Here is a 22,693-nt window from a genome sequence, read left to right as displayed (position 1 = left end):
CCAACGTCGAATGGCCCCTGCGGGTGGGGCGGGATACAACAGGGGCATAAAACAACAACTATCCACCGAGGTAACCAAGATGAGTGCAGCTTCCCTGTACCCCGTCCGCCCAGAAGTCGCAGCGACTACGCTGACGGATGAAGCGACCTACAAGGCCATGTACCAGCAGTCGGTGGTCAACCCTGATGGTTTCTGGCGTGAACAGGCTCAGCGCCTCGACTGGATCAAACCTTTCACCGTGGTCAAGCAGACCTCGTTCGATGATCACCGTGTCGATATCAAATGGTTCGCCGATGGCACGCTGAACGTCGCCTATAACTGTCTGGATCGCCATCTGGAAGAACGCGGCGACAGCATCGCCATCATCTGGGAGGGCGACGACCCTTCCGAGCACCGGGAAATCACCTACCGCGAACTGCACGCCGAAGTGTGCAAGTTCGCCAACGCGCTGCGTGGCCAGGACGTGCACCGTGGCGACGTCGTGACGATCTACATGCCGATGATCCCCGAGGCTGTGGTCGCCATGCTGGCGTGCGCCCGGATCGGTGCGATTCACTCGGTGGTGTTCGGCGGTTTCTCGCCCGAAGCGCTGGCTGGCCGGATCATCGATTGCAGTTCCAAAGTGGTTATCACCGCCGACGAAGGCCTGCGTGGCGGCAAGAAGACTGCGCTCAAGGCCAACGTCGACCGCGCCCTGACCAACCCGGAAACCAGCAGCGTGCAGAAGGTTATCGTCTGCAAGCGCACCGGGGGCGAGATCGAATGGAACCGTCACCGTGATATCTGGTACCACTCGCTTCTGGAAGTGGCGTCCAGCACCTGCGCGCCGAAAGAGATGGGCGCCGAAGAGTCGCTGTTCATTCTCTACACCTCGGGCTCGACCGGCAAACCCAAGGGCGTGTTGCACACCACCGCAGGTTATCTGCTGTATGCGGCGCTGACCCACGAGCGCGTGTTCGACTACAAGCCTGGCGAAATCTACTGGTGCACCGCTGACGTCGGCTGGGTGACCGGGCACAGTTATATTGTCTACGGCCCTCTGGCCAATGGTGCGACCACGTTGCTGTTCGAAGGCGTGCCGAACTATCCGGACATCACCCGTGTGTCGAAAATCATCGACAAGCACAAGGTCAATATTCTCTACACCGCGCCGACCGCAATCCGCGCCATGATGGCTGAAGGCACCAAGTCCGTTGAAGGCGCCGACGGTTCCAGCCTGCGATTGCTGGGTTCGGTGGGCGAGCCGATCAACCCGGAAGCCTGGGCCTGGTACTACAACACGGTCGGCAAGCAGAACTGCCCGATTGTCGATACCTGGTGGCAGACCGAAACCGGCGGCATCCTGATCAGCCCGTTGCCAGGCGCGACCGCCCTGAAGCCGGGCTCGGCGACACGTCCGTTCTTTGGCGTGATCCCGGCGCTGGTGGACAACCTGGGCAACCTCATCGAGGGTGCTGCCGAGGGTAATCTGGTAATCCTCGATTCGTGGCCGGGCCAGTCGCGCTCGCTGTACGGCGATCACGACCGTTTCGTCGATACGTACTTCAAGACCTTCCGCGGCATGTACTTCACCGGTGACGGTGCCCGTCGTGACGAGGACGGTTATTTCTGGATCACCGGGCGTGTGGACGACGTGCTCAACGTTTCCGGGCACCGCATGGGTACCGCGGAAATCGAAAGCGCGATGGTTGCGCACCCGAAAGTCGCCGAGGCGGCCGTGGTCGGTGTGCCGCATGACCTGAAGGGGCAGGGCATCTACGTCTACGTCACCCTCAACGGCGGTGAAGAACCAAGCGACGCGTTGCGTACCGAATTGCGCAACTGGGTGCGCAAGGAGATCGGCCCGATTGCCTCGCCTGACTTCATTCAGTGGGCGCCGGGCCTGCCGAAGACCCGTTCGGGCAAAATCATGCGCCGTATCCTGCGCAAGATTGCGACTGCCGAGTACGATGCGCTGGGTGACATCTCCACCCTGGCTGACCCGGGCGTGGTGCAGCATCTGATCGACACGCACAAGACCATGAATGCTGCCTGAGCGATCCTGTGACTGAAGCGCCCCGTTCGGTGAGAGCCGAATGGGGCGCTTTTGTTTCAAGAGTCTGACTTGGAAAACGGGATATATATCGGGTTGTTACCGGTCTACACGGTGTTGTCGAACGTTGCTTCGTTGTAGGACACGTCCGAGCTTTCTATGTAAGAAGGTGCGACACCGCAGGGCTTTTAAACCCCCATGTGACACGCTGGGCTTGCCGGATTAAAAGGGTTTGCCAATAATGGGCGCGCTTTTTGCTGTTATGACAGGTTGAGTCTGTGTTGCTGGATCAGCAGATACAGGCCCCGTCAATACCGTGTAGTGGGTTTTCATGCGCTTCTGTAACTAGTTGTCGCATTGAAGAAATATCGACTTCGAGCCTGTCGTTAAAATGCCCCTCATTCGCCGAAGGGCTGTGAGCCGCCTGCGCGGTGTCACTTACCCGGCGTCGCTTTTCCCCGAGGTTGTCCTTTCGCACATTGGGCGCTTGCTCACTTTGCCACTTGTCGTGCTTTACCGATGGAGTCCCTGGAAATGAAAAAGCTCATGCTTATTGGCGCGATGGCGTTGTCCGTGCTCGCCCAGCCGATCTTTGCTGATGAAAAACCACTGAAAATCGGTATCGAAGCGGCTTACCCTCCGTTCGCGTCCAAGGCCCCGGACGGCAGCATCGTCGGCTTTGACTACGACATCGGCAATGCGCTGTGTGAAGAAATGAAGGTCAAGTGCACTTGGGTCGAGCAGGAGTTCGACGGCCTTATCCCGGCGCTGAAAGTGCGCAAGATCGATGCGATCCTGTCGTCGATGTCCATCACTGACGACCGCAAGAAGTCCGTGGACTTCACCGGCAAGTATTACAATTCCCCGGCGCGTCTGGTCATGAAGGACGGCACTACGGTCAGCGACAGCCTGGCAGAACTCAAGGGCAAGAAGATCGGCGTGCAGCGTGGCTCGATCCACGAGCGGTTCGCCCGCGAAGTGCTCGCTCCCAAGGGGGTCGAAGTGACGCCGTACGGTTCGCAGAACGAAATCTACCTGGACATCGGTGCAGGCCGCCTCGACGGTACTGTCGCCGACGCCACGCTGTTGCAGGATGGCTTCCTGAAAACCGACGCTGGCAAAGGCTATGCGTTCGTAGGCCCGTCGTTCGTCGATCCGAAATACTTCGGTGACGGCATCGGCATTGCCGTGCGCAAGGGCGACAAGGCCAACCTTGACCGTCTCAACGCCGCCATCGCCGCGATTCGTGCCAACGGCAAGTACAAGGCCATCCAGGACAAGTATTTCGATTTCGACATCTACGGCAAATAAGTCGTCGTCCTTACCCTGACCAATGGCGCAAACAGAATTGCCTGGATTGCGCCATTTTTATTCCACGCTTGAGGACCGCACATCATGTTGAAAGGTTACGGAGCTGTCATCCTCGAAGGTGCCTGGCTGACGTTGCAGCTGGCCCTGTCGTCGATGGCTCTGGCGATCGTTCTCGGTCTGATCGGCGTGGCGCTGAGGCTGTCTCCGGTACGCTGGATTGCCTGGCTGGGCGATCTGTACAGCACGGTGATTCGTGGCATTCCCGATCTGGTCCTAATTCTGCTGATCTTCTACGGCGGCCAGGACCTGCTCAACCGCGTTGCCCCCTTGCTGGGGTTTGACGACTACATCGACCTTGATCCGTTGATGGCCGGCATCTGCACGCTCGGCTTCATCTTCGGCGCGTATCTCTCGGAAACCTTTCGCGGCGCATTCATGGCCATCCCCAAGGGGCAGGCCGAGGCAGGCATGGCGTATGGCCTGAGCAGTGGCAAGGTGTTCTTCCGCATTCTGGTGCCGCAGATGATTCGTCTGGCGATTCCCGGCTTCACCAACAACTGGCTGGTGCTGACCAAGGCCACCGCGCTGATTTCCGTGGTCGGTCTGCAGGACATGATGTTCAAGGCCAAGCAGGCGGCCGATGCCACCCGCGAGCCTTTCACCTTCTTTCTGGCGGTTGCGGCGATGTACCTGGTGATCACCAGTGTGTCGCTGCTCGCCTTGCGTTACCTCGAAAAACGCTACTCGGTAGGCGTGAGGGCGGCTGACCTATGATCTTTGACTACAACGTGATCTGGGACAGCCTGCCGCTGTACTTCGGCGGCCTGCTGACCACCCTCAAGCTGTTGGCGATTTCGCTCGCGTTCGGGCTGCTGGCGGCATTGCCGCTGGGCCTGATGCGGGTCTCGAAAAACCCCTGGGTGAACATGCCTGCCTGGCTGTACACCTACGTGATTCGCGGCACGCCGATGCTGGTGCAACTGTTCCTGATCTACTACGGGCTGGCCCAGTTCGACGCGGTGCGCGAAAGCTTTTTGTGGCCCTGGCTGTCCAGCGCTACCTTTTGTGCCTGCCTGGCGTTCACCATCAACACCAGCGCCTACACGGCGGAGATCATCGCCGGCAGCCTCAAGGCCACACCGGCCGGTGAAATCGAGGCCGCGCGGGCCATGGGCATGTCGAAAGCCAAGATGTACCGGCGCATTCTGCTGCCCTCGGCCTTGCGCCGGGCGCTGCCGCAGTACAGCAACGAGGTCATCATGATGCTGCAGACTACCAGCCTGGCGTCCATCGTGACCCTGATCGACATCACCGGCGCGGCGCGTACGGTCAATGCGCAGTTCTACCTGCCTTTCGAGGCTTATATCACCGCAGGCGTTTTCTATCTGGGCTTGACATTCATTCTGGTGCGGCTGTTCAAGATCGCCGAACGTCGCTGGCTGGGCTACCTCGCCCCACGGAAGGTCTGAAATGCAAAGAACCGATCATGTATTGCCGTGGAGTACCCTCGGCACCGAACGCACGCTGAGTGTCTTTCGCTTCGGCACCGGTGAGCGCAAGGCCTACATTCAGGCCAGCCTGCATGCCGACGAACTGCCCGGCATGCGCACAGCCTGGGAGCTGAAAAAGCGTCTGACCGAACTTGAGCAGCAAGGCCTTCTCAAAGGTGTCGTCGAACTGGTGCCGGTGGCCAATCCACTGGGCCTGGGGCAGTTGCTGCAAGGCGCGCATCAGGGCCGTTTCGAGTTCGGCAGTGGCAAGAACTTCAACCGTGACTTCACCGAGCTGAGCGAACCGGTCGCCGAGTTGCTGGAAGGACAGTTGGGCGATGACCCGCGTGCCAACACCCGGCTGATTCGTCAGGCAATGAGCGCTGCGCTCGAGGCTCTGCCTGCGCCGCAGAGCGAACTGCAAGGCATGCAACGCATCCTGCTCAGTCATGCCTGTGTCGCTGATGTGGTGCTCGATCTGCACTGTGATGCCGATGCCGCGCTGCACATGTACGCCTTGCCGCAGCACTGGCCACAATGGCGTTCGCTGTCGGCGCATCTGAATATCCAGGTGGCGCTGCTTGCCGAAGATTCCGGTGGCAGCTCCTTCGATGAGGCCTGCTCGCTGCCGTGGCTGCGTCTTTCGCGGATTTTCCCGCAGGCGCAGATCCCGCTGGCCTGCCTCGCGACCACTCTTGAGCTGGGCGGTCAGGCCGACACCGGCAAGCCGCAGGCACTCGCGCACGCCGAGGGTATTCTGGCGTTCCTCGCCGAACAGGGCTTTATCAGCGGCGACTGGCCGCAGCCGACGCACGAAGCCTGCGAGGGCTTGCCGTTCGAAGGCACCGAATTGCTCTATGCGCCGCACCCTGGCGTGGTGACGTACCTGCGCGCTGCAGGCGACAGGGTCGAGGTGGGCGATCCGCTGTTCGAAGTGATCGACCCACTGTCCGATCAGGTCAGTACCATTTGTGCGAATACTGCCGGGGTGTTGTTCGCCATCGAGCGGCTTCGTTACGCTCAACCCGGTTTCTGGCTGGCCAAGGTGGCGGGGCGCACGGCGCTGCGTCACGGACGTCTGCTCAGTGATTGACCGTTCTGTGGAAACCCAAAGCATGAACAAACTGGAAGTGCAGGATCTGCACAAGCGCTATGGCAGTCACGAAGTGATCAAGGGCGTGTCCCTGACCGCAAAAGCCGGCGATGTCATCAGCATCATTGGCTCCAGCGGCTCGGGCAAAAGCACCTTTCTGCGCTGCATCAACCTGCTCGAACAGCCCCATGCCGGCAAGATCCTGCTCAACAACGAAGAGTTGAAGCTGGTGCCGAACAAGGACGGCGGCCTGAAGGCTGCCGACGCCAAACAGTTGCAGCGCATGCGCTCGCGTCTGTCGATGGTGTTTCAGCACTTCAATCTGTGGTCGCACATGACTGCACTGCAGAACATCATCGAAGCGCCGGTCCATGTGCTGGGCGTGTCGAAAAAGGAAGCGCTGGAGAAGGCCGAGCACTATCTGGCCAAAGTCGGCGTGTCCCATCGCAAGGACGCTTACCCTGGGCACATGTCCGGCGGTGAGCAGCAGCGCGTGGCGATTGCCCGCGCACTGGCGATGGAGCCCGAGGTGATGCTGTTCGATGAGCCGACCTCGGCGCTGGACCCGGAACTGGTCGGTGACGTGCTCAAGGTCATGCAGGGCCTGGCTCAGGAAGGCCGCACCATGGTGGTGGTGACTCACGAAATGGGTTTTGCCCGTGAGGTCTCCAATCAGCTGGTTTTCCTGCATCAGGGCGTTGTTCTGGAGCGTGGCGATCCGCGCGAAGTGCTGGCCAATCCGCAGACCGAGCGTTTGCAGCAATTCCTGTCCGGCAGCCTGAAGTGACGATCGGCAGCGCATGACGATGCCTTTTTATGCCAGAACAGGGCATGCTGCGCGACGCGCGACACGACCTGGATGTTCCAGACCGAGCTATCTTTCCAGACTCGGCTTTTGCGGCGATACGTATCGGATGTCCCAATGACTGCCCATCGAATAGGTTTCCTCGTCTGGCCTGGCACCAAAGCCCTGACCCTGGCACTGGCCGAGGAAGCCTTGCGCGTTGCGCAGCGCGTTCATCCCGAAGTGGTCTATGAACTGTCGTTCCTGCAGGCCGAGGCCGCGGAGCCTTCGGCGGTTGCCGGCGCGTGGCAGTTGCCGGGTGAGCCCTGGGCGGGGCGGCTGGAAGGCTTTCAGAAGCTGTTTTTACTGGCTGACGAGCCTCCTGCAGGTGTGGCCCCGGCGCTGGGCAGCGCGCTCAAGCAACTGGTGCGTGCCGGTTGTTCGATTGGCGGGCTGTCGGCGGGCGTCTATCCGCTTGCGCAACTGGGCCTGCTGGATGGCTACCGGGCCGCTGTGCACTGGCGCTGGCAGGACGACTTCGCCGAGCGCTTCCCCAAGGTCATCGCCACCAGCCATTTGTTCGATTGGGACCGGGATCGCCTGACTGCCTGTGGTGGCATGTCGGTGCTCGACCTGCTGCTGGCGGTGCTGTCCCGTGATCATGGGGCCGAACTGGCCGGGGCGGTTTCCGAGGAGCTGGTGGTCGAGCGCATTCGCGAAGGCGGCGAGCGTCAGCGCATTCCGCTGCAGAACCGTCTGGGCTCCAGCCATCCCAAGCTGACCCAGGCGGTGCTGTTGATGGAGGCCAACATCGAAGAGCCGTTGACCACCGACGAAATCGCCCAGCACGTGTGCGTGTCTCGTCGTCAATTGGAACGGATCTTCAAGCAGTACCTTAACCGTGTGCCCAGTCAGTATTACCTAGAGCTGCGCTTGAACAAGGCGCGCCAGATGCTGATGCAGACCAGCAAGTCGATCATTCAGATTGGCCTTTCGTGCGGTTTTTCCTCGGGGCCGCACTTCTCCAGCGCTTACCGCAATTTCTTCGGTGCCACGCCGCGTGAAGACCGCAATCAGCGACGCAGCAGCAGCCCGTTCGAACTTTCCCCTGTGCCTGCCGAACGCGGTTGATTGCCTTGTCGCGATAGAAGTGCTGCCGCGACAGCTCTGGTCCAGACAGGCCAGCCTCAATCCGTTTAAACTGCGCCTTTGTGACGCAAATTGTCGCATTGCCGAAAACCTTGAAAAAAGCCGGTTTTGCGCTGTAACAAGTTGTCGCCTGGCGGCAAGGCCGAACACAATTCAGTCCTTACAATCTTTCCATCGCTCGCCAGTTTCAGGCAGGCGTTCCTCATCAGGAGACTCCGATGTCCGTTGAGCATGCTGCGGTGCAACGCGCCGATTTCGACCAGGTAATGGTCCCCAATTACGCCCCGGCCGGGTTCATCCCCGTGCGCGGTGCGGGCTCCCGGGTCTGGGATCAGGCGGGGCGCGAACTGGTGGATTTCTCGGGCGGGATCGCCGTCAACGTATTGGGCCACTGCCACCCGGCGCTGGTCGGTGCCTTGACCGAGCAGGCCAACAACCTCTGGCATGTGTCCAACGTCTTCACCAACGAGCCGACCCTGCGTCTGGCGAAAAAACTGGTGGATGCGACGTTCGCTGAGCGCGTGTTCTTCTGTAACTCCGGTGCTGAAGCCAACGAAGCCGCTTTCAAGCTGGCGCGTCGTGTGGCGCATGATCAGTACGGCCCGGAAAAATACGAAATCATCGCGGCCCTGAACAGTTTTCATGGCCGTACCCTGTTCACTGTCAGCGTGGGTGGGCAGCCGAAGTACTCCGATGGTTTCGGGCCGAAGATCACCGGCATCAGCCATGTGCCGTACAACGACCTCGACGCACTGAAGGCCGCCGTTACCGACAAGACCTGTGCCGTGGTGCTGGAGCCGATCCAGGGCGAGGGCGGTGTGCTGCCGGGTCAGCTTGAGTATCTGCAAGGTGCGCGCAAGTTGTGTGACGAGCACAACGCGCTGCTGGTGTTCGATGAAGTGCAGAGCGGCATGGGCCGTAGCGGCCATCTGTTCGCCTACATGCATTACGGCGTGACCCCGGACATCCTTTCCAGCGCCAAGAGCATCGGCGGTGGTTTCCCACTGGCGGCCATGCTCACCACTGAAAAGCTCGCCAGGCACTTTGCGGTCGGCGTCCACGGCACCACCTATGGCGGTAACCCGCTGGCCTGCGCGGTTGGTGAAGCGGTCATCGATGTCGTCAATACGCCTGAAGTGCTGGCTGGCGTGCAGCGCAAGCATCAACAGTTCAAGACCCGTCTGGAAAGCATCGGCCAGCAGTATGGCGTGTTCAGCGAAGTGCGCGGTCTGGGCTTGCTGATCGGTTGCGTGTTATCCGATGCCTGGAAAGGCAAGGCCAAGGACATCTTCAATGCGGCCGAGGCCCAGGACCTGATGATTCTGCAGGCCGGCCCTGACGTGATTCGTTTCGCGCCGAGCCTGGTGATTGAAGACGCAGACATCGAAGAGGGCCTGAACCGCTTCGAACGCGCCATCGCCAAACTGACATCCTGACTCGATTGCAACCTTGCGGTGCCCGCCTGATGGCGGGCGCCGAACCTGTTTCCTGCGCCATGTGGCCTGACGCCGCGTGGTGCTCTTACTAGCGCCGGTCGTAAAGGCTGGTCGATCTACAAGGAGTGGCACCATGCTGGTAATGCGCCCTGCGCAAATGGCTGACCTGGCCGAGGTTCAACGCCTCGCTGCCGACAGCCCTATCGGTGTCACGTCCTTGCCCGACGATGCTGGCCGCCTGACCGACAAGATCGGCTCGTCGGAGGCGTCGTTTGCCGCCGAGGTCAGCTTCAACGGCGAAGAAACCTATTTCTTCGTGCTTGAAGACAGCGAAAGCGGCAAGCTGGTGGGCTGCTCGGGCATCGTGGCCTCGGCGGGCTATTCCGAGCCGTTCTACAGTTTCCGCAACGAAACCTTCGTGCATGCTTCCCGTGAGCTGAAGATCCATAACAAGATTCACGTGCTGTCGCAGTGTCATGATCTGACCGGCAACAGTCTGCTGACCAGTTTCTACGTGGTCCCGGAGCTGGTCGGCACGGCATGGTCGGAGCTCAATTCGCGCGGCCGTCTGCTGTTTGTCGCCAGTCACCCCGAGCGCTTTGCCGATTCGGTGGTGACCGAGATCGTCGGTTACAGCGATGAGCAGGGCGACTCACCATTCTGGGATGCCATCGGGCGCAACTTCTTCGATATCAATTACGCCGCTGCCGAACGCCTCTGCGGGCTGAAAAGCCGGACCTTCCTCGCCGAGCTGATGCCGCATTACCCGATCTACGTGCCACTGCTGCCCGACGCGGCGCAGGAGGCCATGGGTCAGGTGCATCCGCGCGCGCAGATCACCTTCGACATCCTGATGCGCGAAGGCTTTGAAACCGATCACTACATCGACATTTTCGACGGTGGACCGACGCTGCACGCGCGGGTATCCGGGATCCGTTCGATTGCCCAGAGCCGTCTGGTTCCGGTCAAGGTCGAGCCCGGGCAAACCAGCGATGTCGGTAAGGGCGGGCGTCTGTATCTGATCGCCAATGGCCTGTTGCAGGACTACCGCGCGGTGCTCCTGGAGCTGGACTGGGCGCCCGGCAGGCCGGTGGTGCTGAGCCTCCAGGCTGCCGATGCCCTGGGTGTTGGTGAAGGTGCCAGTGTGCGGATCGTCGCGGTCTGAACCGGACGTTCGATAGCTGATTAGCGAGTTTCAAGGCTCTTGATGAGCCGCTGAGGAGATAACATGATCGTTCGTCCTGTACGCAGCAGCGACCTGCCCGCGTTGATCGAGCTGGCGCGCAGCACCGGCGCCGGTCTGACGACCCTGCCCGCCAATGAGCAGCGTCTGGCGCATCGGGTAGGCTGGGCCGAAAAGACCTTTCGCGGCGAAGCCGAGCGCGGCGACGCCGATTACCTGTTCGTGCTGGAAGATGATGACGGCCGGGTGGTGGGCATTTCCGCCATCGCCGGAGCGGTCGGTCTGCGCGAGCCCTGGTACAACTACCGGGTTGGTCTGACCGTGAGTGCTTCACAGGAGCTGAACATCTACCGGGAAATTCCGACCCTGTTCCTGGCCAACGACCTGACCGGCAATTCCGAGCTGTGCTCGCTGTTCCTGCACAGCGATTCGCGCACCGGCCTCAACGGCCGCCTGCTGTCCAAGGCGCGCATGCTGTTCATCGCCGAATTCCCCAGGCTGTTCGGCAACAAGATCATTGCCGAAATGCGCGGCATGTCCGATCAGCAGGGCCGTTCGCCGTTCTGGGAAAGCCTGGGGCGGCACTTCTTCAAGATGGAATTCAGCCAGGCCGATTACCTGACCGGCGTGGGCAACAAGGCATTCATCGCCGAACTGATGCCCAAGTTTCCGTTGTACAGCTGCTTTCTTTCCGAAGACGCACGCAACGTGATTGGTCGGGTGCACGCCGACACCGAGCGTGCGCTGACCATGCTCAAGAGCGAGGGCTTTTCGTATCAGGGTTATGTCGACATCTTCGATGCCGGCCCGGCCATCGAGTGCGAGACCGGCAAGATTCGCGCAATCAAGGACAGCCAGGCGCTGGTGCTGGCCATCGGCACGCCCGGTGACGATGCTCCACAGTTCCTGATCTACAACCGCAAGCGTGAAGACTGCCGCGTGACCGTAGGCGCTGCGCGTTTTGCCGCTGGCACGCTGGTCGTCGCTCCGCAAACCGCCAGGCGGCTGCGCATGAGTGCCGGCGACAACGTACGCGCGGTGCCCTTGTCTGCGGCGCGGGAGGGCGTTTGATGAATAGCCTTTACATCGCAGGTGCCTGGCAGGAAGGGCAGGGTGAGCTGGTCAAGTCGCTGAACCCCATGACTCAGCAGGTGCTGTGGTCCGGGCGTGGCGCGAGCTCCGCGCAGGTCGAGCAAGCGGTGCAGGCGGCGCGTCAGGCATTTCCCGGCTGGGCGCTGCTGTCTCTGGATCAGCGCATCGCGGTACTGGAAGCCTTCGCTGCACGTCTCAAGCATCATGCCGACGCGCTGGCGCACTGCATCGGTGAAGAAACCGGCAAACCGTTGTGGGAGTCGGCGACCGAAGTGACCAGCATGGTCAACAAGATCGCCATCTCGGTGCAGAGCTATCGCGAACGAACCGGTGAAAAGAGCGGGCCACTGGGCGACGCCACTGCGGTACTGCGCCACAAGCCGCATGGCGTGGTCGCTGTGTTCGGCCCGTACAACTTTCCGGGGCATCTGCCCAACGGCCATATCGTCCCGGCCTTGCTGGCGGGCAACGTGGTGCTGTTCAAACCCAGCGAGCTGACACCGAAGGTCGCTGAGCTGACCGTCAACTGCTGGATCGAAGCCGGGCTGCCTGCCGGTGTCCTGAACCTGCTGCAGGGCGGTCGCGAAACCGGTATCGCGCTGGCGGCCAATCCGGGCATCGACGGCCTGTTCTTCACCGGGTCGAGCCGGACTGGCAATGCGCTGCACCAGCAGTTCGCCGGTCGGCCGGACAAGATTCTTGCGCTGGAAATGGGCGGTAACAATCCGTTGATCGTCGATCAGGTTCAGGACATCGATGCAGCGGTGTACACCATCATTCAGTCGGCCTTTATTTCCGCCGGCCAGCGCTGCACCTGTGCGCGTCGTTTGCTGGTGCCCGAAGGCGACTGGGGGGATGCCTTGCTGGCACGACTGGTTGGCGTCAGCGCGACTATCGAAGCCGGGGCGTTCGATCAACAGCCTGCGCCGTTCATGGGCTCGGTGATTTCGCTGGAGGCCGCACGTGCCTTGCTCGACGCGCAGCGCAAGCTGCTCGCCAACGGCGCGCTGACCCTGTTGGAAATGCGCCAGCCGCAGCCCGGCGCCGCGCTGCTGACACCGGGCATTATCGATGTCAGCGCGGTGCCGGATCGACCCGACGAAGAGCTGTTCGGCCCGCTGCTGCAGGTCATTCGCTACTCCGGTTTTGACGCCGCCATCGCCGAAGCCAACGCCACCCGTTATGGCCTGGCCGCAGGTTTGCTCTCGGACTCCGAAGCGCGTTATCAGCAGTTCTGGCTGCACAGCCGTGCCGGGATCGTCAACTGGAACAAGCCGTTGACCGGAGCCGCCAGCAGCGCTCCGTTCGGCGGGGTCGGTGCCTCGGGCAACCACCGCGCCAGCGCCTATTACGCGGCCGATTATTGCGCCTATCCGGTGGCTTCGCTGGAGGCGGACAGCCTGACGCTGCCTGCGACACTGACCCCCGGTATCAGGCTGAGCTGACAGTGCGCACGATTGCTTATAAAAACAGATCCACGGAGCCTTGCCGATGAAGTCCTGTGAAGTGAATTTTGACGGTCTGGTCGGGCCAACCCACAACTACGGCGGGTTGTCCTACGGTAACGTTGCCTCCCAGAGTAACAGCCAGCAAAGCGCTAACCCGCGTGAGGCGGCGCTGCAAGGCCTGGCAAAAATGAAGGCGCTGATGGACCTGGGTTTTACCCAAGGCGTGCTGGCACCGCAGGAACGTCCTGATGTGTCCGGCCTGCGCCGTCTGGGCTTCACCGGCAGCGATGAGCAGGTGATTGAAAAGGCGGCCCGTCAGGACATGCCACTGCTGGTCGCCAGTTGCTCGGCATCCAGCATGTGGGTGGCCAACGCGGCCACGGTCAGCCCCAGTGCCGACACTGCCGATCGGCGCGTGCATTTCACGGCGGCCAACCTCAACTGCAAATACCACCGCAGCATCGAGCATCCGACCACCACTCGCGTGCTGGGCGCCATGTTCGCCGATGCAAAGCATTTCGCTCATCACCCTGCGTTACCGGCTGTCGCGCAGTTCGGCGATGAGGGCGCTGCCAACCACACCCGTTTCTGTCGTGATTACGGCGAGGCTGGGGTCGAGTTTTTCGTGTTCGGTCGCAGTGCGTTCGACACGCGCTACCCGGCGCCGCAGAAGTACCCGGCCCGTCAGACCTTGGAGGCGTCACGCGCCGTTGCGCGGCTGCACGGTCTGAGCGAGGCCGGCGTGGTCTATAGTCAGCAGAACCCGGCGGTCATTGATCAGGGTGTGTTCCATAACGATGTGATTGCGGTCGGCAACGGTGAGGTCTTGTTCTATCACCAGGACGCCTTCCTCAATACCGAGCCGATGCTCGATGAGCTGCGCGACAAACTCAGTCGTGTCGGCGGGCAGTTGCGGGCTATTTGCGTACCGCGTGCCGAGGTCTCGGTTCAGGATGCCGTGCGCTCCTATCTGTTCAATAGCCAGCTGTTGTCGCGGCCCGATGGCTCGATGCTGCTGATCGTGCCGCAGGAGTGCCAGGCTAATGCGAGCGTCTGGGCTTACCTGCAACGGCTGATTGCCGATGACAGCCCGGTTGCCGAGGTCAAGGTGTTCGACCTCAAGCAAAGCATGCAGAACGGCGGAGGTCCGGCCTGCCTGCGCTTGCGTGTGGCGCTCAATGACACCGAGCTGGCGGCGGTGAATCCGGGGGTGATCATGACCGCGCCGTTATACGAAACGTTGACGCAGTGGGTCGACAGGCACTACCGGGACCGCATGAGTGAAAGCGATCTGGCCGACCCCCGATTGCTCAACGAATGTCGCACAGCATTGGATGAACTGACGCAAATCCTTAAACTGGGCGCGGTGTATCCGTTTCAACTGAATTGAAGCACCCTGCGCGTCGGGCAATTGTCCTGCGCACTATTTCATTTATAGAGAGCATTCCTACATGAGCGACGCCCTGCAACTGATCCTTGAAGACACTGATGGCACCCAGCTGGAAACGTCCTGCACCCGCGTTGCCGTCATCTGGCAGGGCAAGGAATTGTGGATTCAGCAGGATGGCCGTGGCCAGTTGCTGATCGGCGTTGACGTCGAAGAAGACGACGCCGAATACGCCAACCTGCTGCTGCGTCCGCTGGCGACCAATCTGGTCAGTCTGCAACTGGAAATGGAGCCAGCCGACATGGGTGTCGAGGAAGACGGTCACGTTCACGGCCCTGACTGCAACCACTAAGGAAGCGCGCCATGCTCGCCCTCGGCAAACTGCTTGAACTGACCCTGGCTGGACGTGAGCCAGCGGAGAAGACTCAACTGACCGTCGAAGGCGTGCGCATGCGCTGGATGGGCGAGGGCGCGCTGGAAGTCCGCCCGCCAGAAGTTCGTGACAATGGCACCGATCTGCTGCTGTCTGCCGGTATCCATGGCAACGAGACGGCGCCCATCGAGCTGCTGGATGAACTGATTCGCAGCATCGCGCGCGGCGACCTGAAACCGCGCGCACGTATTCTGTTCCTGTTCGGCAATCCCGACGCCATGCGACGCGGGACGCGTTTTGTCGAGCAGGATGTCAATCGGCTGTTCAATGGCCGGCACGAGCAGAGTGGTGGCGCCGAGGCCTTGCGCGCTTGCGAGCTGGAGCGACTGGCAGCCACTTTCTTCAGCCTGCCGGACCGCTACCGCCTGCATTACGACCTGCACACGGCCATTCGTGGCTCGACGATCGAGCAATTCGCGCTGTACCCGTGGAAGGAAGGACGTAATCATTCGCGGCTTGAATTGGCCCGGCTGCGGGCTGCGGGTATGAGTGCGGTGTTGCTGCAAAACAAGCCGTCCATTGTGTTCAGCGCCTACACCTACGATCAGTTGGGTGCCGAGGCCTTCACTCTGGAACTGGGCAAGGCGCGGCCGTTCGGGCAGAACCAGCAGGTCAATCTTGGGCCTCTGCGCTTGTGTCTCGAGCAGCTCATCGAGGGCACCGAGCCCGAGCGGGATGACGATCTTGAAGGGTTGCAGCTGTTCAGCGTGGCGCGGGAAGTGATCAAGCGTACCGATGCGTTCACGTTCAATCTGGCCGATGACGTCGAAAACTTCTCGCCGCTGGAAAAAGGCTACGTGCTGGCCGAAGACGCGGGTGGTTCACGCTGGGTAGTGGAAGAGGAGGGTGCGAGGATCATCTTCCCCAACCCCAGGGTCAAAAACGGCCTGCGGGCGGGGATTCTGATCGTACCCACTGATGCGGATAGCCTCGGCTGATCGCCCGGCACCCTCAAGACCGGACGCAGAGCGTCCAGAACGGCATTCCCACGCTGGAGCGTGAGGAACGATAGGTGTCCGGGAGAACACCTACCGATGCTTCGTCTTAGCAGGCCGCTTTCTGTTGTGCATCCAGACGGCGCAGGCTGCGTACCTTGTTCAGGGTGTCAGCGCAGGTCTTGGCCGCTTCTTCGCCCTTGTGCACGAAGTGATCGAAGAAGAACTTCTGATGCTCTTCGCCTGCATGGAAATGATGCGGTGTCAGGACCACGGAGAACACCGGTACTTCGGTTTCCAGTTGGACCTGCATCAATGCGCTGACCACTGACTGCGCGACGAATTCGTGACGATAGATGCCTCCGTCCACTACCAGTGCGGCGCCGACGATGCCAGCGTAGCGGCCGGTATTGGCCAGCAGTTTTGCATGCAGCGGGATTTCAAAGGCGCCGCCCACTTCAAAGATGTCGATATCGCTTTCGGCATAGCCCTGATTGGCCATCTCGGCGATAAACCCTTTACGGCTCTGGTCGACGATATCCTTGTGCCAGCAGGCCTGGATGAACGCGACACGCTCGTTTGCGTGGCTTTTGCTTTTGCTGTCGATTGCAGTTGGTTGCACGTGTTCTGACTCCTGTTTATGGAAAAAACAGGGCATTTGGATCGAAAGGGATTCAAGCTGCGTAGGAAAGCCTCCTGAACGATGTCGTTCATGGATAGGTTTTACAGACGTTCTTGCTGACACCAATCCCGCTCTCTCTTCATCCGGACTATGACCGTCGGCCCCGGAATCACACCGGGTCTGCTGACCTTGCAGATAGCAGCCAAAGCCGCGATCCCCAAGCGCTCGCGGGCTAGACGCATTGCGCATCATTACCGCCGGTGGGGAATTGCACCCCGCCCTGAGAACGTTGCCGTCACTTTACGTGGCCGGCGCGAGATTTTTATCATAGTTCGCTGGATCATGCATGGACACTTTCGTACGGTACACCTACCTTTTTCTTATAAGGGCACGGAGTATCGAGAGCGGCGGTGCTTGATTATCATGTACCGCGGCCTCAGTAATGCCTTGTTGCAAGCCAAAGGTTGCATGCATTATCGATCTTCAACTTCAGGGAGCTTTTTCGTGACTGTCATCGATCTGCGCAGCGACACAGTGACTCTGCCTACGGCCGGCATGCTCGATGCCATGGCACGTGCGCCCGTTGGCGATGACGTCTACGGTGAGGACCCTACGGTCAATCTGCTCGAAGCAACGCTCGCCGGGCGTCTCGGGTTCGACGCCGCGCTTTTCGTGCCGTCGGGCACCATGAGCAATCTGCTGGCGCTGATGGCGCACTGTGAACGTGGCGATGAGTACATCGTCGGCCAGCAGGCCCACACCTATAAGTACGAAGGTGGCGGTGCGGCAGTGCTGGGCTCCATTCAGCCGCAGCCACTGGAGGTACAGGCCGACGGTTCTCTGGACCTGCAGCAGGTGCTCGACGCCATCAAACCCGATGACTTTCACTTTGCCCGCACGCGCCTGCTGGCTCTGGAAAACACCATGCAGGGCAAAGTGCTGCCCCTGGACTACCTGGCTGCCGCGCGTACCCTGACCCTGGAAAAGGGGCTCGCTCTCCACCTGGACGGCGCACGGCTGTACAACGCTTCGGTCAGGCTGGGTGTGGATGTTCGCGAGATTACCCGGCACTTCGATTCTGTTTCGGTCTGCCTCTCCAAGGGGCTGGGCGCGCCGATCGGCTCGGTGCTCTGCGGTTCGCACCCTTTGATCGCCAAGGCCCGCCGCTTGCGCAAGATGCTGGGCGGTGGCATGCGTCAGGCTGGAGGGCTGGCTGCGGCAGGGCTCTACGCGCTGGATCATCAGGTCGAGCGGTTGGCGGATGACCATGCCAACGCGGCGTTTCTGGCTGAAGGCCTAAGTGGGCTCGGCTACGCTGTCGAGCCGGTACAGACCAATATGGTCTATGTGCCGATCGGCGAGCGCGCGGCATCGCTCAAGGCGTTCTGCGCCGAGCGGGGCATCGTACTCACGGCCGCACCGCGGCTGCGTATGGTGACCCACCTGAACGTGTCGCGCGCTCAGATCGAACAGGTCATCGCCGCATTCGCAGCCTTTGAACACTCATGACATGCCGATAATCCAGTTACTTGTTTCTATCGCACAAACACACTGTACCGAGGGCGCAACGCCTATATAATGCGGCCCTTTGCCGTCGCTACGTCATTTGACGTTTTGCACTTGCCTCTGGCCGCAGTCTCCGTGGAAGAACCTATGAAAAGCGCAGAAATCCGTGAAGCCTTCCTTGGCTTCTTCGAAGAGCAAGGCCACACTCGTGTCGCTTCAAGCTCCTTGATTCCGGGCAACGACCCAACCCTGCTGTTCACCAACGCAGGCATGAACCAGTTCAAGGATTGCTTCCTGGGCCAGGAAAAGCGCGCCTACACCCGCGCCGTTACCAGTCAGAAATGCGTGCGTGCCGGTGGCAAGCACAACGACCTGGAAAACGTCGGCTATACCGCCCGTCACCATACTTTTTTCGAAATGCTGGGCAACTTCAGCTTCGGTGACTATTTCAAGCGTGATGCCATCACCTACGCCTGGACGTTCCTGACCTCCGAAAAATGGCTCAACCTGCCCAAGGAAAAACTCTGGGTCACGGTGTACGCCACTGACGATGAAGCCTATGACATCTGGACCAAGGAGATCGGCGTGCCAGCCGAGCGCATGGTTCGCATTGGCGACAACAAAGGCGCACCGTACGCCTCCGATAACTTCTGGACCATGGGCGATACCGGCCCGTGCGGTCCTTGCAGCGAGATTTTCTTCGACCACGGCCCGGAAATCTGGGGTGGCCCGCCAGGCTCGCCAGAAGAAGACGGCGACCGTTACATCGAAATCTGGAACAACGTATTCATGCAGTTCAACCGGACTGCAGATGGTGTGCTGCACCCGCTGCCAGCGCCTTCGGTCGATACCGGCATGGGCCTGGAGCGTGTCAGTGCGGTTCTGCAGCACGTGCACTCCAACTACGAAATCGATCTGTTCCAGAGCCTGCTGGCTGCGTCTGCCAAGGCCATTGGTTGCAGCAATGACAACCTGGCTTCGCTGAAGGTCGTGGCTGACCACATTCGCTCGTGCGGCTTCCTGATCGCCGACGGCGTGCTGCCGTCCAATGAAGGTCGCGGTTATGTGCTGCGCCGCATCATTCGTCGCGCCTGCCGTCACGGCAACAAGCTGGGTGCCAAGGGCAGCTTCTTCTACCAGATCGTTGCCGCGCTGGTTGCCGAGATGGGGTCTGCGTTCCCTGAGCTGGTGCAGCAGCAGTCGCACATCGAACGCGTACTCAAAGGCGAAGAAGAGCAGTTCGCCAAGACCCTCGAGCAAGGTCTGAAAATTCTCGAACAGGATCTGGCCGACCTCAAAGGCACCGTGGTTCCGGGCGAAGTGGTGTTCAAGCTGTACGACACCTATGGCTTCCCGATGGACCTGACAGGCGACATCGCCCGTGAGCGTAATCTGACCCTGGACGAAGCAGGCTTCGAGCGTGAAATGGACGCCCAGCGCGTGCGCGCCCGTTCGGCCAGTTCGTTCGGCATGGATTACAACAGCCTGGTCAAGGTCGATGTGGCCACCCAGTTCACCGGTTACTCGGCGACCACTGGCAGCGCCAGCGTCGTGGCCCTCTATAAGGAAGGCCAGTCGGTTTCTCACCTGAATGAAGGTGAAGAGGGCGTGGTGATTCTCGACGTCACTCCGTTCTACGCCGAGTCGGGCGGTCAGATCGGTGACAGTGGTTTCCTGCAGGCCGGTGACGCGCGCTTTGACGTCAGTGATACCACCAAGACCGGCGGCGCCTTCCTGCACCACGGCGTTGTGGCGTCCGGCAGCCTGAGCGTTGGCGCGCAGGTTGAAACACAAGTGGCTGATGAAGTTCGCGATGCAACCAAATTGAACCATTCGGCCACTCACTTGCTGCATGCCGCATTGCGTCAGGTGCTGGGTGAGCACGTTCAGCAGAAAGGCTCGCTGGTCGACAGTCAGCGTCTGCGCTTCGACTTCAGCCACTTCGAAGCGATCAAGGCCGAGCAACTGCGCGCGCTGGAAGATATCGTCAACGCCGAGATTCGCAAGAACACCGAGGTCATGACCGAAGAAACCGATATCGACACGGCGAAGAAGAAGGGCGCCATGGCGCTGTTCGGCGAGAAGTACGGCGACAGCGTTCGCGTACTGAGCATGGGCGGCGAGTTTTCCGTCGAGCTGTGTGGTGGCATTCACGCCAGCCGCACCGGTGACATCGCGCTGTTCAAGATCGTCAGTGAAGGCGGTGTCGCAGCAGGCGTGCGCCGTATCGAGGCAGTCACCGGCGCTGCGGCCCTGGCCTGGCTGAATTCGGCCGAAGATCAACTCAAGGAAGCCGCGACGCTGGTCAAAGGCAATCGCGACAACCTGCTGGACAAGCTGACGGCGGTGATTGAACGCAACCGTCTGCTGGAAAAACAACTGGAACAACTGCAAGCCAAGGCAGCCAGTGCCGCCGGTGACGACCTGTCATCAGCTGCGCTGGATGTCAAAGGGGTCAAGGTTCTGGCCACGCGCCTGGATGGTCAGGACGGCAAGGCGCTGTTGGCGCTTGTCGATCAGTTGAAGAACAAGCTCGGCCGCGCAGTGATCCTGCTCGGCAGTGTTCATGAGGACAAGGTTGTCTTGGTTGCAGGCGTGACCAAGGACCTGACTGGCCAACTCAAAGCCGGTGATTTGATGAAGCAGGCAGCTGCCGCCGTAGGTGGTAAAGGTGGCGGCCGTCCTGATATGGCTCAAGGCGGTGGTGTCGATGCCGGTGCGCTGGATTCAGCGCTGGCAATGGCCGTTCCTTTTGTAGAGCAGGGTATCTGAGTCGGGTCAGCAGGCCTGCCGCACACCGGCAGGCCTTACTTGGACTCGAATGTTAATGGGTGCTCTTAACGGGATTTGAGGCGGCTTTGAGATGGCTTTAATCGTACAGAAATTTGGCGGCACCTCCGTGGGCTCTGTAGAGCGCATCGAGCAGGTGGCCGACAAGGTCAAGAAATTCCGTGAGGCGGGTGACGACCTGGTGGTCGTGCTGTCGGCCATGAGCGGTGAAACCAATCGTCTGATCGAGCTGGCCAGGCAGATCAGTGATCAGCCGGTTCCCCGTGAACTGGATGTCATTGTCTCAACGGGCGAGCAGGTGACCATCGCGCTGCTGGCGATGGCCTTGATGAAGCGTGGCGTTCCGGCGGTGTCCTACACCGGCAATCAGGTGCGTATTCTCACCGACAGCGCGCACAACAAAGCGCGCATCCTGCAGATCGACGACCAGAAGATCCGCTCCGACCTGAAAGCGGGTCGTGTGGTGGTGGTCGCCGGTTTCCAGGGTGTCGACGAACACGGCAACATCACGACCCTCGGGCGTGGTGGCTCGGACACGACCGGTGTTGCCCTGGCGGCGGCGCTGAAAGCGGACGAGTGCCAGATCTACACCGACGTCGATGGCGTCTACACCACTGATCCGCGCGTCGTGTCGCAGGCCCAGCGCCTCGACAAGATCACCTTCGAAGAGATGCTGGAAATGGCCAGCCTCGGTTCCAAGGTGCTGCAGATCCGTGCGGTCGAATTCGCCGGCAAATACAATGTCCCGCTGCGCGTTCTGCACAGCTTCAAAGAGGGGCCGGGCACCCTTATTACAATCGATGAAGAGGAATCCATGGAACAGCCGATCATTTCCGGCATCGCCTTCAACCGCGATGAAGCCAAGCTGACCATCCGTGGTGTGCCAGACACCCCCGGCGTGGCGTTCAAGATTCTCGGCCCGATCAGCGCGGCCAATATCGAAGTGGACATGATCGTGCAGAACGTCTCGCACGATAACACCACCGATTTCACCTTCACGATCCATCGCAACGACTATCAGGCGGCCTTGCAGGTGCTTGAGGCAACCGCGCGTGAAATCAGCGCGCGTGAGGTTTCCGGCGATACCAAGATCGCCAAGGTGTCCATCGTCGGCGTTGGTATGCGCTCGCATGCCGGCGTTGCCAGTCGTATGTTCGAAGCGCTGGCCAAGGAGAGCATCAATATCCAGATGATCTCCACATCGGAAATCAAGGTTTCCGTGGTCATCGAAGAGAAATACCTGGAGTTGGCTGTGCGCGCACTGCACACGGCCTTTGAGCTGGATGCTCCGCGGCAGGGTGAATGACCCTGTCATCGAAGGGCGCGGCGTGACCGCGTCTTTCGGGTGCTGCGCAGAAGGGCTTTTGTTTTCTTTGCGTTAGTCGATATACAGGTAGTGGTTATGGCGTTTTGCTACTGTCACTGCCTATAGGTTTGCAGACTGTTGTCCCTGAATAAAGGCGTAAGGAGAAAAGTATGCTGATTCTGACTCGTCGGTGCGCGGAAAGCCTGATCATTGGAGATGGTGAGATCACCGTCACCGTGCTCGGAGTGAAGGGTAATCAGGTGCGTATTGGTGTCAATGCGCCCAAGGAAGTCGCGGTTCATCGTGAAGAGATTTACCTGCGTATCAAGAAAGAGAAGGACGAAGAACCAAGCCATTAATTTTTATTGAATTTTTGGTTTGCAAACGGGGAAAAGGGTGGTTATTATACGCCCCGTGTTGCGGAGAGCTGGCCGAGTGGCCGAAGGCGCTCCCCTGCTAAGGGAGTACACCTCAAAAGGGTGTCGGGGGTTCGAATCCCCCGTTCTCCGCCATTATTTATGTAGTGCGTAAGATTGGGCTTGATCTGTAAGTTGTTGAATTTACTAGAAAAAGTGCTTGACTAAACAATTTTACGACCTATAATGCGCGGCACCAACACATGCACTCGTAGCTCAGCTGGATAGAGTACTCGGCTACGAACCGAGCGGTCACAGGTTCGAATCCTGTCGAGTGCAC

The 22,693-nt window shown here is 60.3% G+C and carries 19 protein-coding genes, 2 tRNA genes and 1 riboswitch; of the genes, 20 read left to right on the top strand and 1 reads right to left on the bottom strand.

From position 1 onward, the window contains the following. The first annotated feature begins 79 nt into the window (after positions 1 to 79). The 14 genes from acs to astE all read left to right on the top strand — a co-directional run bounded on the left by acs (position 80) and on the right by astE (position 15,776). Positions 80 to 2,035, top strand: a complete 1,956-nt coding sequence (gene acs, locus ACW55A_RS26405) for an acetate--CoA ligase (RefSeq protein WP_003434545.1) — start codon at positions 80 to 82, stop codon at positions 2,033 to 2,035. Positions 2,036 to 2,566: 531 nt separating this feature from the next. After that, the gene (locus tag ACW55A_RS26400) at positions 2,567 to 3,343 is read left to right on the top strand and encodes an ABC transporter substrate-binding protein (protein ID WP_003434548.1); all 777 of its coding nucleotides are present in this window, start codon (positions 2,567 to 2,569) and stop codon (positions 3,341 to 3,343) included. Positions 3,344 to 3,427: 84 nt separating this feature from the next. Then, positions 3,428 to 4,117 (top strand): ABC transporter permease, encoded by a 690-nt coding sequence (locus tag ACW55A_RS26395; protein ID WP_003369874.1) that lies wholly within the window; start codon positions 3,428 to 3,430, stop codon positions 4,115 to 4,117. Then, positions 4,114 to 4,812: an ABC transporter permease gene (locus tag ACW55A_RS26390; RefSeq protein WP_003314733.1), complete on the top strand. Its 699-nt coding sequence runs from the start codon at positions 4,114 to 4,116 to the stop codon at positions 4,810 to 4,812. Before ACW55A_RS26395 ends, ACW55A_RS26390 begins: the two co-directional genes overlap by 4 nt. A gap of 1 nt (position 4,813) precedes the next feature. Beyond that, the gene (locus tag ACW55A_RS26385) at positions 4,814 to 5,926 is read left to right on the top strand and encodes a succinylglutamate desuccinylase/aspartoacylase family protein (protein WP_003434558.1); all 1,113 of its coding nucleotides are present in this window, start codon (positions 4,814 to 4,816) and stop codon (positions 5,924 to 5,926) included. 22 nt (positions 5,927 to 5,948) lie between these two features. Next, positions 5,949 to 6,713, top strand: a complete 765-nt coding sequence (locus ACW55A_RS26380; RefSeq protein WP_003434561.1) for an ABC transporter ATP-binding protein — start codon at positions 5,949 to 5,951, stop codon at positions 6,711 to 6,713. A gap of 135 nt (positions 6,714 to 6,848) precedes the next feature. Continuing rightward, positions 6,849 to 7,841, top strand: coding sequence for a transcriptional regulator ArgR (gene argR / locus ACW55A_RS26375; RefSeq protein WP_003434564.1), 993 nt, complete (start codon positions 6,849 to 6,851; stop codon positions 7,839 to 7,841). Positions 7,842 to 8,077: 236 nt separating this feature from the next. Continuing rightward, positions 8,078 to 9,295, top strand: a complete 1,218-nt coding sequence (locus ACW55A_RS26370; RefSeq protein WP_004411082.1) for an aspartate aminotransferase family protein — start codon at positions 8,078 to 8,080, stop codon at positions 9,293 to 9,295. A 133-nt stretch (positions 9,296 to 9,428) separates the two neighbouring features. Continuing rightward, positions 9,429 to 10,460: an arginine/ornithine succinyltransferase subunit alpha gene (gene aruF / locus ACW55A_RS26365; RefSeq protein ID WP_003369882.1), complete on the top strand. Its 1,032-nt coding sequence runs from the start codon at positions 9,429 to 9,431 to the stop codon at positions 10,458 to 10,460. A 63-nt stretch (positions 10,461 to 10,523) separates the two neighbouring features. Beyond that, entirely contained in the window at positions 10,524 to 11,549 is a 1,026-nt protein-coding gene (gene astA, locus ACW55A_RS26360; protein WP_498811831.1) for an arginine N-succinyltransferase, read from the top strand. Then, positions 11,549 to 13,015, top strand: a complete 1,467-nt coding sequence (astD, locus tag ACW55A_RS26355) for a succinylglutamate-semialdehyde dehydrogenase (RefSeq protein WP_060708064.1) — start codon at positions 11,549 to 11,551, stop codon at positions 13,013 to 13,015. Before astA ends, astD begins: the two co-directional genes overlap by 1 nt. A 46-nt stretch (positions 13,016 to 13,061) precedes the next feature. Next, positions 13,062 to 14,408, top strand: coding sequence for an N-succinylarginine dihydrolase (gene astB, locus ACW55A_RS26350; protein ID WP_058397095.1), 1,347 nt, complete (start codon positions 13,062 to 13,064; stop codon positions 14,406 to 14,408). A gap of 61 nt (positions 14,409 to 14,469) precedes the next feature. Beyond that, the gene (locus ACW55A_RS26345) at positions 14,470 to 14,757 is read left to right on the top strand and encodes a hypothetical protein (RefSeq protein ID WP_003314741.1); all 288 of its coding nucleotides are present in this window, start codon (positions 14,470 to 14,472) and stop codon (positions 14,755 to 14,757) included. A gap of 11 nt (positions 14,758 to 14,768) precedes the next feature. Then, positions 14,769 to 15,776 carry a succinylglutamate desuccinylase gene (astE, locus tag ACW55A_RS26340; RefSeq protein WP_003434579.1) on the top strand — a complete coding sequence of 336 codons (1,008 nt, stop codon included), beginning with the start codon at positions 14,769 to 14,771 and terminating at the stop codon, positions 15,774 to 15,776. 106 nt (positions 15,777 to 15,882) lie between these two features. On the opposite strand, the gene ACW55A_RS26335 is transcribed toward astE, so the two are convergent. Continuing rightward, on the bottom strand, positions 15,883 to 16,395 hold the full coding sequence (locus ACW55A_RS26335; RefSeq protein ID WP_003369893.1) for a 6,7-dimethyl-8-ribityllumazine synthase: 513 nt from the start codon (positions 16,393 to 16,395) through the stop codon (positions 15,883 to 15,885). 126 nt (positions 16,396 to 16,521) lie between these two features. After that, a riboswitch (FMN riboswitch) is annotated at positions 16,522 to 16,687 on the bottom strand. A 212-nt stretch (positions 16,688 to 16,899) separates the two neighbouring features. Between ACW55A_RS26335 and ltaE the strand changes: the two genes are divergently transcribed. The 6 genes from ltaE (at position 16,900) to ACW55A_RS26305 (ending at position 22,692) form a co-directional block, all read left to right on the top strand. Beyond that, positions 16,900 to 17,904: a low-specificity L-threonine aldolase gene (ltaE, locus tag ACW55A_RS26330; RefSeq protein ID WP_003434582.1), complete on the top strand. Its 1,005-nt coding sequence runs from the start codon at positions 16,900 to 16,902 to the stop codon at positions 17,902 to 17,904. A gap of 144 nt (positions 17,905 to 18,048) precedes the next feature. After that, a complete protein-coding gene (gene alaS / locus ACW55A_RS26325; RefSeq protein WP_498811835.1) occupies positions 18,049 to 20,673 on the top strand; it encodes an alanine--tRNA ligase in 2,625 nt (874 codons plus the stop codon). A gap of 91 nt (positions 20,674 to 20,764) precedes the next feature. Next, positions 20,765 to 21,997 carry an aspartate kinase gene (locus ACW55A_RS26320; protein ID WP_003369901.1) on the top strand — a complete coding sequence of 411 codons (1,233 nt, stop codon included), beginning with the start codon at positions 20,765 to 20,767 and terminating at the stop codon, positions 21,995 to 21,997. Positions 21,998 to 22,167: 170 nt separating this feature from the next. Continuing rightward, positions 22,168 to 22,356 carry a carbon storage regulator CsrA gene (gene csrA / locus ACW55A_RS26315; protein ID WP_002554426.1) on the top strand — a complete coding sequence of 63 codons (189 nt, stop codon included), beginning with the start codon at positions 22,168 to 22,170 and terminating at the stop codon, positions 22,354 to 22,356. Between the two features lie 62 nt (positions 22,357 to 22,418). Next, positions 22,419 to 22,509 (top strand) — tRNA-Ser (locus ACW55A_RS26310). Between the two features lie 109 nt (positions 22,510 to 22,618). Continuing rightward, a tRNA-Arg gene (locus tag ACW55A_RS26305) sits at positions 22,619 to 22,692 on the top strand. Position 22,693 lies beyond the last annotated feature (1 nt).

It is taken from the genome of Plantibacter cousiniae (nom. nud.), assembly GCF_977070315.1.
The sequence above is the reverse complement of the archived record's forward strand: the minus strand, read 5'-3'. Positions and strand labels throughout refer to the sequence as shown.